Genomic DNA, 12,095 nt, shown 5'->3' with positions numbered 1-12,095 from the left:
GCTAGAAAATTAATTCAGTAATCTTGCTCTCGCCGGGCTCGTTGACCACTTCGAATACCTTGAGCACTTCGCTGTCGTAGAACAGGTTCACCTTACGGCCACGCTGGCGCAGCAGATCGAGTTTGTATTCCAGTTCGGCAGACAGGTATTTGTTTTGCGAAAAGATGTTGTTCTCGGCCTTGCTCTTTGCATTGAGCACAAAAACCAAAACACTCTTGGTTAGCGCATACTGAGGGTTTTTGATTAAGAATTTAGGGTCTTTTTTGTTCTTGAAGTAAATCGAATCGACCTTGGCATAATCTTCAAGGAAGTATTCGTAGTTCATGAAAAAGTGTTTGTTCAAACTGATGACCTGCGTGGCCGGGTCGTTGACGATCGAATACGAATACGGGAAATAGGTTTTCGAAATCTTGTCGTAGGCGTCGAGGATTTGCTTGGGCGTATGGTCTGATTCGGTAAGCGACTCGATGTTGCGTTGCTGAAAATAAATCGACGCATAGACCAAACCGCCCATCAGCGCAAAGGCTGTATACGGCGCAAAACGCTCGAGTTTATAAAGTGCCAGGTTAAAGAACCGGACCACCAGCGCCGCATTGAGCCCGAAAATGATCGGCAAAAACACGGTAAGCGAATTGATGATCATGTCGCGGTCGATCCATTCGTTGTGCACGGTGGCCAGGAACACCAGGAAATTGAAATACAGGAAAAAAGCTGCCGTAAAACTCCAGTTTTCGCGCTTGACGAGCAAAAATAACAGGATCAACACAGCGCCCGCCAGGGTCATGTACTGGAAATACATGATGAGTTGGCCATACGGCAGGACCAGTTGCGGTACGTAGGTATAGGAAGTCACCGACAACAGATTGGCGTGGAAAAATTCCCAAAAGTCGGCCTTGATGTAATGACAGGCCACGCTGTAAACGACAAACAGCACGCCCAATGAAGTCACATAGGACAACATGCCGATCAGGTTGAACAACTTGGATCCGAATTTACTGAAGACCAATCCGATGACCAAAAAAGGCGGCAGCAATACGATGAGCGTAAAGAAATCGATCAAACCAACCGCACAAAACGCCAGCACAAAACTCAGGTAATAGCTCAGCTTGCCTACGCGCAACAATTCGGGTCTCAGGTAAAAAACCATGATGGGGATCCCAAATGTCATCGCCATAAAAGTCGGGTCGTTTTCGAGCAAATAATAAACGTTGATAGGTGTAAGCACATACACCAGCGCAAACGAAAACGCGCCGATGATCGGGGCCAATACCTTCGATGGCGTGAGTTTGCGCACCAGCCAAAAGATCAGTACGGCGAGCAATGTTGCTTCGAGTATCGAGATGACCTGGAGCGCGATCTCGGGCGACACGTCGGTGATTTTCCCGTAAAGGCTTACGAGCGCAAATTCGCCGTTTACCGCCACTTCGTCCTTGAACCAAAACTGGTTGTCGAATTCGATGACCTTGGCCAAATCGGCGATCCAGGCGTCGGACAACGAATAATTGTCGTATTTGATGAAAAAATAACGGCTGATGAACGTAATCCCGCCGATGAGTATCGTCAACACGAGCACCAGGATGTTCTGGCGTCGTTTGTTTTTGTTCTTCTTCTTTTTGGACCGCACCGAAATCCACTGCCATAGCGACTTCTTGTTCTCGACATCGCGCAAAAAACGCAATAATGTAGACTTGATGTGTACGTTAAAATAGGTACGCAGGTGCTTGAGGTTCTCGATCCCGATCAGGTCGATCCCGATGATGACCAGCAACAAAAACATGGTGTTGAACAAATTGTAAGCGTTGGTTTGTACCAAGGCGAATACGACGATGAGTGTGGCGCTGCCGTAGCGGAACCAGTTGGTCGTAAGGAATTCAAGGAAACTCACCGAACGTTTGCTGTTGACAAACTTGCGGTTCAAATAGAACAAGAACAGCAAGATGAAACCGAGCCGTATGAATCCTAATAATATGGAACTGGTCAGCAACATTTACTTGAAGTTTGGTATTCGTTGCAAATCGATGTTCCCGATAAAATACTGGAATCCCGAAGGCTTGATGCGTTCGATGATTTTGTTGTAAAGGCTTTGCGTATCGGCATATTCGATTACGATCACCGGTACTTTGTGCGTAGTGGTGATGTTCTTGAGACGCGTCATCGTTTCTTCGAATTGTTTGGCGTCGCGCAACCCGTATTGCTTGGTCTTGAAGTTGTAGAGGCTTGCCACCGACTCGATCGCCACCGCATCGATGTAGGCCGATGTTTCGGGCACGAGTTCGAGCGCGGCATTTTGGATGAACAGGTTTTTGGGGTATTTTTCCTTGATGTTGCGCAACAATGTCACCAATTCCTTGCGTTGGTCTTTTTGCGGACCATAGATCGAATAGTTGTCGATGTTGTCCAGGAACATGCCGTCGTAACCCTTGGCCAACGCTTTGTTGATGATGTCCATCAAAACGGTCGACGTCTTTTCGGCCTTGAGGTTCAAATAGTAGCTGTTCCAGATTTCATTTTTCCCCAGCGTGTGGTTCTTCAACGCCTTGTAATGCGCCGCGTGGGCGTTGACCTCACCCAGACTCATGTAGGCAAATACCTTTTCGTTTTGGCTTTTGATTTGTTTTACTTCGACGGCCGTGTAGTGCTTGGCTTCGAGGATGACGTAGCCATAGCCCTTGATCGATTCGGCCTTGAGCTTGCCATAACAAACCAACACCGTATTCTTCTTGGTACCCGACGCAAAAAGGTTGGTCAGCAACACCGACGGTAAGACAAAAAGGAAAAATTTAGTAAGCCGCATAGTAGTAATAATCCAGGTTCTTGAAATAGTTGATGTTGGCCCTGAGCGTCAGCGCGACGAACAACGCGGCACCGCATAGCATCCCGACAACGCTGTATTCATAGGCGAAAAATCGACTTAAGACAAAACCGAGAAACAGGTTTACCAAACACGCATAAATGATCGCCTTGAGCGGCTTCATCGCCTGACCCAACGTAAACAGGTACAGCGAATTGAGCATGCCCCAGGCCAACAACATATAACCGGCCCCGCCCAACAGACACACCTTGATGCTCAAACGCAACAATGGCTCCTTGAATTGGGCTTCAAACCCCCATGACGCACTGATGATCAGATAAATGAATCCAAATGCCAGCGCGCTGGTTACGAACAACAGCAAAATCTGTTGCCAGTACATGTTGCGCAGCGATTTGTTGAACACCTCGGGCGTGTTGTGGCTTGTGTTTTTTTGTCCGATGTCGATGAATCGGGTGAACGACGCGATGCTGTATTCGAGCACGCCGGCCAGTAACAAAAAGACCAAAATAGCCAAATCCATCCCCAATTCATAATTTTTTTCGAAATACACCAAAAAAGGCAGCGGACCATTGGCCCCTGAAGACCAGGCCAGTATACGGTCGATGAAGATGAACACGTAAATAAAAATGCCGTAAAAGAAAAACTGGTAGTTGTGGTACAACATCACCGGCACCTTGATCTTGTGGTTGGTTTGCGACTGGTTTTTCTTGATCAGACGGTTGAAGTACAATACCAGGAACGCCTTCGAGATGACAATGGCCACCGCAATACCAATCCAGTGCGTCGTGTAGACCATAAGTTGGGTAGATTCCTTGAGGAAAATAGCCACCGCCGTTCCCGCCAAAACCGCCACGGTAATCACCCAGCGCTGTTTGATGGTGTGCAACGGCGCGAGCAACAACAACAGCAACCCGATCAAAAATGCATAGGCAAACACCACGAAAAGCACCTCGTAAGGATACAAATGGAAAAAGAAATTGGCCAAAAAGATCACGCCCAACACCAGGAAAATCGACAACACCCCTACTTTGTGCAGGTAGTTGATCGTTTGCCTGGTCATTTGGTAATCTTCGTAATTCCAGTAGAACGATGCCTGACGCCCGATGACCTGGACGAATCCGCCCGTGGCGATGAGCCCGACGATTACGCCCAAAACAACAGCCGTTGATTGGATCTGGTTGAACCCGACATACGTCCAAAGCGAATAGCCGAATACGATGATGGCCGCGATTTGGATCAAAACCGGTAAGAGGTGGAAAATACCGAGCGAATAATACTCGGCAAAAATCTTGGCCTTGACGCGCAAATAGTCCGAAACCTGGATGGTCTTGGGCTGCGTTTGTTCGACCTCGCGTTCCTTGGCGTTCTTGGCGCCAATGTGGTATTGGTCTGTGGTGAGTTCGTAGTACACCAAATCGGCCAGGTCCTGGATAGACAGGAAACCAAAGTCCTGCATGGTGTCTTTCTCACGGATACCAAACGACTCGATCGTAGCGGCAACGACTTGGCTGCTCACGGGTTTGCCGATCTTGTCTTTAGTATTCTCTATTAAAGACTTGATGTTCTTGTAGTGATTTTCCATAGTAGATTGGGGTTTCTAGTTTTGGCAAAAAAGTAGGCTTACGAGGCCTCCATAGCTTGTTGCAGGTCGGTGTTGAGATAAATTGGTTCGACGGTTGTTTGAACTTTTTTGTTGACTACGAAATCATAAGCGATTTCATATTCCTTGATGAACTTATCGATGGTAAAATTCTCGATGACTTTCTTTCTGGCATAAGCGCCCATTTCCTTGCGCATGCCTTCGTTCTGCAACAAGGTCACGACACTTTGTCCGAGTGCTTCGTAGTCTTTTGGCTTGCAGATGAAACCGCATTTCTCGTCGAGCGCCTCGGTCACGCCACCTACATCGGTAGCCACCACCGGTACGCCGCAGCTCATCGATTCCAATACGGTGTACGGGAAACCTTCTGAAATTGAGGTCAGGATCGAGATGTCGCCCTCGGCAAACAACTGGTGTGGTTTGTCGTGGTAACCGGCCAGGATGAAATTGTCCTCAAGGCCCAGCTCGCTGATCAGCGCACGACATTCCTTGGTGTACTCCGGTACGGCGTTGTTGTCGCCATACACGAGGTACTTCACGTTCGGGATGCTGCGTTTGGCCACCTCGCAAGAGCGGATCATCGTCAAGATGTCCTTCAATTCAAAGATACGCGCGGCCGCCACTACAGTAGGAACATCCTTCAGATGCGCAGGCTTGGCCATCGGCACGAACAATTCGTGGTCGATCCCGTTGTAAATGACGTCGATCTTGCTTGGGTTGGCACCGTACATCTTTTCCCATGACATGTTGAATTTGTTCACAGAAAGGATGATGTCGGCCTTGTGGTATACCACCTTGGTGATCGCCTCAGAGAAACGGATCAACAGGTTTTTCAAAAAGAATGAATATTCAGAAGAGTTGATCGCAATCAAACGCTCGCGGATGAACACACCGTGCTCGGTCGCGATGATCGGCGTCCCGTATTTGTACTTGAGCACCAGCGCCGGGATCACCGGAAAACCAGACAAGGTCAGGTGCGAGATGTCGGCCTTGGGCACGTCGATCGACAACGGCATCAAAAAGCGGTAAATCCAGCGCATGCCTACAGTGAGGTCATACAACGTCGCTTCGTAGTGGTTGTCTTCGGCCACAATATCGGTAATCATGTCGCAAAAGGTTTTCCAAACCGCCTTGCTGCGCATGGTTTTCTTGTAATCGTGTTTCTGGAAGAACTGCCACATATCGAAAATGACATCGTCCATCTCTTCCGGATTCTGGTGGTTGGTGTAAATGTTGTGGACAAGTTGACGGAAAATCGGCAAAAACTGCTCGACCACTGCCCTATCGTCGTCCTGCTCCTTGCGGTTGACCGACTTGTAGAATTTCTTGCCGTAGCTGATGATTTCCTGCGGTTCCAAAGGCGACCACAACGGCACCTGCACCACGTCCTTGACGCTGTTGGACAGTTTGTACTTAGATTTGGCTTCGAAATCGGCATTGATCGAGTAAAGCGTATAGTTTACGTTCTTTACCTTGTTGCACAACATGTGCGCCCACGTAGAAACCCCGCCGCCATTGAACGGGTAAGTTCCTTCTAAGATTAACATTACATCGTACTTCTGTTCCATAATCTGGGGTGTGTGTTACACGCTTAAACAGTTTCAATAAAAAAACACTTCATTTTTGTTATCAAATCCGTTTAGTGTGGTGGTATCAAAAAGAGATGGCATTCGGACTCTTTTTGTTCAAACTAAACTGCGCTTCAAAAACTTAAATTCTGACGATTTTTAAAGCTGATTTACTTGACAAAGATATTTTCACCGATTGTATTAAAAAAAAAAATACCTCTAAATCAGTTATAAACGCTCATAATTCCGATGAAATGCACAATTTCGACCGATAATCGTTCCGACAAAAAAAACGTTAAAATGAAAAAGGAGCATACATCGGTAAAATGATGTATTTCATCGAGTTGGACGGTTGTCCGTTTGTCGGTTAAAAGTGCTTTTCGCGGAATTTCTTCCCGATGAGCACCACCAACTTGTTTTTGTAGTCTTCGATGAGCCAGCCACGGTAGTTTTTACTGCAATGCGCCAGGCACGAAACATAGCGTTTCATGCGCGATTCGATGTCGTCGGCCAGCTCTTTGGCGAGCATTTTGGCGCCAAACAAATCATCCGCATTGTCTACGCACATCGCGGCATGCTGGTCGAGCGACTTTTCAAAAACCACCTTCGAGCGCAGGTTTTGCGCGATGGCTTTTTTGTGTTCTTCCTCGACGTCAAAAGTAACGTCTGGCGTCTTGCCGAACTTGGCGCGCAACGCGGGAGGCATTTCGTATTTGAAATACAATTCGATTTCGGCGTCGTCGCGCAGGCTTTCGAGGTAAAATTCAGGTGCCTTAAAAATGTGCTGCCAGTCGAGCGGCGCGTCCCAAAGCCCAAAACGTGCGGCATTGTTGCCCAAATCGATTACCGTAAACTTGTCTTTTCCGGGTAGTTTGCGCGAACCGCGTCCGATCATCTGGAAATACAACGTCAACGACTTGGTGGCGCGGTTCAAAATGATGCTTTCTACGGTAGGTTCGTCGAATCCGGTGGTCAAGATCCCCACCGAGGTCAGCACGGCATCGGGTGTTTTCTTGAACCATTGCAAGATTTCGCGTCTGTCCTCGGCCGACGAGGTGTTGTCAAGGTGTCGGATGTCGAAACCGGCTTCGCGAAAAGTATCGTACACATACAACGAGGTGTTGATACCGTTGTTAAAAATCAGCGTCTTCTTGCCCAGCGATTTCTCGGTATAAGCGTGCAACAGCTTCTCTTGCATGACCATGTTCGAATACAAATCGTCCGAAGATTTGACGGTGTAATCGCCGTTGATGCCCACCTTGAGCGAGGTAAGCCCCACATCGTAACTGTACGTCGTGGCCTCGGCCAGAAATCCTTTTTCGATGAGCGAACGAATGGTGTCGCCCACGATCAATTCGTCGTAATTCTGGTTCATCGGGAGCTTGATGTTCGAGCTCAGCGGTGTGGCCGTCACGCCCAAAATAAAAGAATTCCTGAACGAATGGAGGAGTTTTCGGAATGAGTTGTAGTGCGCCTCGTCGATGATCACCAGCCCAATGTTGTCGAGTCTTAATTTTTCGTCGTTGATGCGGTTCTTGAGCGTCTCGACCATCGCCACAAAGCACGAATACTCGTTTTGGTCGGGCAATTCCTTGACCTTGCTGTTGATGATTTTGTTGGTCACGCCAAAACCGTCGAGCATCTTCGAAGTTTGCTTGCACAATTCGATGCGGTGTGTGAGCACGACCACTTTTTTGTCGTGTTTGGACAAGTAACGGCGTACGATTTCAGAAAAAATGACCGTCTTGCCACCGCCCGTAGGAAGTTGGTACAGCAAATGATGTGTCGGCGGCGCGTTGTCCAACCGTTCGAAAATGGCGTCGATATCGCCTTGCTGGTAGCCGTAAAGCTCCTTTTTTTCCTCGACTTCAGATTCGAAATGACTGTTTTGCATGGCGATTTTTACAATTTTGCAAAAATACAGCTAAAAAACAGTTTTCCGACATCGTGCACCGTTAAATTTAGGTTTTTTGAAAAATCACAGCCACCAACCGTCTGGTCTTGGGATAATCCCACACCAACAGATAGATGTTGGCCAGCAACATCAGCGCAGCCACGACAGGTGTGCCCTCAAACTGCATGGCCGTGACAATGACACAGATGTTGGCTACAATCGGCAAATAAAGTAACGCACCAAAATAAGCCGTACGCGGGACAAGCAGCAAGGCGGCAGCGGTCAACTGCATCAATCCCAAAAAATTCCAGTAAAAACCAGTGCGGTATAAAGCTTCAAAAAAGAACCCCACGTTCGTGTCCACGGGCATCAGAGTGAACCGCGCCCCTATGACTTTCTTGAGTCCGGAAGGCAAAAACGCCAATGTAAGCAGTATGCGTGTAGGCCAGGTCAGAAAAGTAAAAAAGCGTTGTGTACGAACCAGAAGGTAAATTTTGGATAGCATCGGTTACAAATTTCGAAAGCCAGACGGCCGTCGCAAATTTTTGTTACACTACACTATTGGCTATGCAGCCCGGTAATCGTCGACGACGGGTGCCGAAGCATGCGCGATCTGGACTGAACATTCGATGCAGCTCACGTTTTTATCGCGGTCTATGATGGTATTGCTGAATTGGATGACGTTGGACCGATTGTCGATCTCGGCCGCAAACAGCGTTTCGATGCTCGACGGCGTATGGGTTAGGTTTTCCAATCCGAACAACCCAATGTTGATGATGGCGCAGTCTTCGTACGGCATGGTCGTGCCGCAGTAGTCGATGGCTTGGTTCCCCACCGACAGCTTGGCGAAAAGGCCTTCGCGCAATACTTCGGGAAGCACTTTTCGCATGGTTTCGCCTTCGTTCCAATGGTCGCGGTAGATCAACAATTTTGATACATGCGGGATGAGGAACGCGAAAAACAAATCGTCTTGAAGGTTCGTTTTCAGTAGCATAATCCCCAAATTTTAATCAAAATTCCGTTTTCTGTAACTGCTGTGGTTACAGAATTTACATCCAACCTTTTACGATTTCCATTTTAACGCGAATTAGTCCCTTAAATACGCGAAACCGTGCGCTCGAAATCCCACACATTGTCCCATTGTTGGCTTGCTGCGCGCTCGGCGATGGACGTGATCCTATCGTTAAAATCTCCAACAATGCCTTGCGCGATGGTGTAGTCTACCGCCTGCTCGAACGATTTGTGCATGCTTTTGTAGAACGTCGCCGAACGCACCTCGCGCCGGGCTGTGTATTTCTGGGCGACTTCTATGGCGAACAGCATCACATCGGCCACAGCATGCGGCTCGACGCCCAGCATCAGGAAGTGTTTGATGATTTTTTGCGCCGTCGAACGCCGTAGCTTCGCGCGCCGGGTCTTGGTCGGAAAGTATTCGTTCGAAATCTTGACCCTGGCCTCGCCCACCAGCTTTTCTTCTTTGGGATGGAACACAAAATCGTAGTAGGTTTTTACGTCCGGAAACTTGTCGTATAAGGCCAGGAATTGTTCCTCGATCTGATCTTTGTCGAGGCCCGTCAGGTATTTTTTGAGGTCGCGTTTGCTCATGGCTAAATTTGTGATAAAAGTATCTTGGTTTGTATCGGATAACCAAACAACATTGCGTAATTTAGCGCCACAATTGCAAATTTCCAAACAACATTCAAATTATGCTCCGTATTTTTAAATTCGTCGCGTTGGCCGAAGGGGTTTCCTACCTCGCGCTTTTCGCCAACATGCTCCTCATCAAGCCTACCAACATGGATTTGTACAAGACCTTGCTGTTCCCGATCGGGATGGCGCACGGGCTGTTGTTCATCGGCTATGTCATTTTGGCCATCATGCTCAAGATCGAACTCGGTTGGGACTGGAAAAAATTCGGCATCATTTTGATCGCTTCGTTGTTGCCTTTCGGCACGTTCTACATCGACAAAAAATACCTGGCCAATGCATAAACTGCTCGAGCAAATATTTGGCTGGTGCTATCCCCTGTTCCGCAAATGGCACATGGGCGATACGCTGGCTTCTTATTCGAGCCTTTTGGTGAACATCGTCATCCTGTGTTTCATCTCCTATTGGATTTACCTTATTTTCAGGATGGCGCTGGTGACCGCCATGGTTGTGATCGCGCGGCGCACCAAGACGCGTTTCGACGATTTGCTGGTGTCGAACAAAACGGCCAAGTACATTGCGCACCTGATTCCGCTGCTGTTCATCTACAAATCGGTACCGGTGATCCTCGACAATTATGTGTATTGGGAAACCGTGTTCGGGAAACTCGTGGGCATCTACATCATTTTACTGAGTTTGTGGATCGTACGCACGATTTTCAACGCCTTGCGCGACCACCTCAAACAAATGCCCAAATACGCCGACAAACCCATCGATAGCTACATCCAGGTTGTGATGATTGTGTTGTGGATGATCGGTATTTTTGTGATCATCTCGGAGCTGTTCAACATCAAACCCAACACACTTTTTGCGACATTCGGTGCGATTTCGGCCATCATCATCTTGATTTTTCGCGATACGATTTTGGGCTTTGTGGCCAGCGTACAGGTGTCGCTCAACGACATGGTGCGCATTGGCGACTGGATCACGTTCGACAAATTCGGGGCCGATGGCGACGTGATCGAGATCAACCTGGCCACGGTCAAGGTGCGCAACTTCGACAATACGACGACCACCATCCCCACCTACTCGATGATTTCGGACTCGTTCCGCAACTGGCGCGGCATGCTCAATTCAGACGGGCGACGCATCAAGCGCTACATCAACATCAAGACCAAAAGCATTCGTTTCTTGAGTGAAGAAGAACTTGAGAAGATGAAAAAAATTCAATTGATTTCCAGCTATATAGAAGATCGTCAAAACGAGATAGATCGTTACAATACCGCGCATGAGATCGACCGTTCGCTTCCCATCAACGGACGTAACATGACCAACTTTGGGCTGTTTAGAAAATACATCACGCAATACCTGCAGCACCATCCGGCGCTCAACAAAGAGATGTTGCTGTTGTGCCGTCAGCTTCAACCCACGCAATACGGAATCCCGCTCGAAATCTATACGTTTACCAGCGATAAAAGATTCGAGAATTACGAGTACATCATGGCCGATATTTTCGACCACATCTTTGCGTCGGTCGGGTATTTTGATTTGGAGATTTTCGAATTGCCGAGCGAAGGGAAAAAAGCCTTTGATAATTAAATTCCAAGCACCAAATCCCAAATTCCAAAACCTCCTAAGAACGTTTGGAATTTGGATTTTGGAGTTTGGAATTTGGAATTTGGAATTTTCAATCCTTGTTTTCGATCTTCCTAAACCGATCGTCCAATTTCTCAAGTTTTATCTTCCCGTGCCCTTTCGGTTTTCCGTCGTCGCCCAGCGCCACCATCGTGATCGAATCGACGGTGATGATCACCTCACGGGTCATGATGTTGCGCACCTCGCACTTGAGCGTGATCGACGTGTTGCCAAATTTGACCGCGTCGATGCCGATTTCGATGATGTCGCCCTGTCGCGCCGAACTCCTGAAATTGATTTCGGACATGTGTTTGGTCACGATACGCGTATTTTCGAGTTGGATGATCGAGAACAGCGCGAGCTCCTCGTCGATCCAGGCCAGCAATTTACCGCCGAATAAGGTACCGTTGGGGTTCAAATCTTCGGGCTTGACCCATTTTCTGGTGTGGAATAACATATAAACCTGTATAGTGATTGGTTAAATTTTGGTCAGTGCAAAGTTAATGATTTCGGCATGGTCGAAGGCCAATGTTGGCAAATGATTAACCGAAAACCATTGCGCGTCTTGGGCATCGTCGGCGGCTTCGGGTTTTTGGTGTTCGTCGGTAATGCGTGCCAAGAATGCCACCGACACCATGTGCCCACGCGGATCGCGACCGGGCTTGCCGAATGCCTTGAGCTGTTCTACGTGCTGGACCCTGATCGACGTTTCTTCTAGAAGCTCACGTTGGGCCGCATCGGGAAGGTTCTCGTTCTCGTCGACAAAACCACCGGGTAGTGCCCATTGGTTCTCGAACGGCGGATTCTTGCGTTGGATCAGCAAAATCTTACCGCCGGCCAGCGTTGGTTGGTGCACAACAATGTCGACGGTCACAAAAATTTTTGAGGTTCGCATGGTTATTTTTAACTAATTATGAATTGATTGTAAAATTCCGATAA

General features: G+C 48.0%; 12 protein-coding genes. 2 read left to right on the top strand and 10 right to left on the bottom strand.

Features of this window, described 5'->3' with window-relative positions; all coding sequences use genetic code 11:
• Nucleotide 1: 1 nt before the first annotated feature.
• From BLP55_RS03685 to BLP55_RS03650, 8 genes are all read right to left on the bottom strand, one after another.
• Complete coding sequence (locus tag BLP55_RS03685; protein WP_091140973.1) at nt 2–1,987, bottom strand: hypothetical protein; 1,986 nt, start codon at nt 1,985–1,987, stop codon at nt 2–4.
• Complete coding sequence (locus BLP55_RS03680) at nt 1,988–2,794, bottom strand: endo alpha-1,4 polygalactosaminidase (protein WP_091140972.1); 807 nt, start codon at nt 2,792–2,794, stop codon at nt 1,988–1,990.
• Entirely contained in the window at nt 2,781–4,394 is a 1,614-nt protein-coding gene (locus BLP55_RS03675; protein ID WP_091140971.1) for a hypothetical protein, read from the bottom strand. Before BLP55_RS03675 ends, BLP55_RS03680 begins: the two co-directional genes overlap by 14 nt.
• Nucleotides 4,395–4,432: 38 nt before the next feature.
• On the bottom strand, nt 4,433–5,980 hold the full coding sequence (gene pelF, locus BLP55_RS03670) for a GT4 family glycosyltransferase PelF (RefSeq protein WP_091140970.1): 1,548 nt from the start codon (nt 5,978–5,980) through the stop codon (nt 4,433–4,435).
• 367 nt (nt 5,981–6,347) lie between these two features.
• Entirely contained in the window at nt 6,348–7,874 is a 1,527-nt protein-coding gene (locus BLP55_RS03665) for a DEAD/DEAH box helicase (protein WP_091140969.1), read from the bottom strand.
• Nucleotides 7,875–7,941: 67 nt separating this feature from the next.
• Nucleotides 7,942–8,379 carry a hypothetical protein gene (locus BLP55_RS03660; protein ID WP_091140968.1) on the bottom strand — a complete coding sequence of 146 codons (438 nt, stop codon included), beginning with the start codon at nt 8,377–8,379 and terminating at the stop codon, nt 7,942–7,944.
• A gap of 60 nt (nt 8,380–8,439) precedes the next feature.
• Complete coding sequence (locus BLP55_RS03655; protein WP_091140967.1) at nt 8,440–8,868, bottom strand: hypothetical protein; 429 nt, start codon at nt 8,866–8,868, stop codon at nt 8,440–8,442.
• 101 nt (nt 8,869–8,969) lie between these two features.
• Nucleotides 8,970–9,479, bottom strand: a complete 510-nt coding sequence (locus BLP55_RS03650) for a DUF6155 family protein (protein WP_091140966.1) — start codon at nt 9,477–9,479, stop codon at nt 8,970–8,972.
• Nucleotides 9,480–9,580: 101 nt separating this feature from the next.
• Here BLP55_RS03650 and BLP55_RS03645 point away from each other — a divergent pair, with 101 nt between their 5' ends.
• Together BLP55_RS03645 and BLP55_RS03640 are read left to right on the top strand one after the other, a co-directional pair.
• Entirely contained in the window at nt 9,581–9,865 is a 285-nt protein-coding gene (locus BLP55_RS03645) for a DUF3817 domain-containing protein (RefSeq protein WP_091140965.1), read from the top strand.
• Nucleotides 9,858–11,120, top strand: coding sequence for a mechanosensitive ion channel family protein (locus tag BLP55_RS03640; RefSeq protein WP_091140964.1), 1,263 nt, complete (start codon nt 9,858–9,860; stop codon nt 11,118–11,120). Before BLP55_RS03645 ends, BLP55_RS03640 begins: the two co-directional genes overlap by 8 nt.
• Before the next feature lie 88 nt (nt 11,121–11,208).
• Here BLP55_RS03640 and BLP55_RS03635 read toward each other — a convergent pair whose 3' ends face one another.
• Nucleotides 11,209–11,613, bottom strand: coding sequence for an acyl-CoA thioesterase (locus BLP55_RS03635; RefSeq protein WP_091140963.1), 405 nt, complete (start codon nt 11,611–11,613; stop codon nt 11,209–11,211).
• 21 nt (nt 11,614–11,634) lie between these two features.
• The gene (locus BLP55_RS03630; protein WP_091140962.1) at nt 11,635–12,051 is read right to left on the bottom strand and encodes an NUDIX domain-containing protein; all 417 of its coding nucleotides are present in this window, start codon (nt 12,049–12,051) and stop codon (nt 11,635–11,637) included.
• Nucleotides 12,052–12,095 lie beyond the last annotated feature (44 nt).

This window comes from Flavobacterium caeni, assembly GCF_900101895.1.
Classification (GTDB): Bacteria; Bacteroidota; Bacteroidia; order Flavobacteriales; family Flavobacteriaceae; genus Flavobacterium; species Flavobacterium caeni.
Note: the sequence above shows the minus strand (reverse complement) of the source record. Positions and strands in the feature narration are given on the sequence as shown.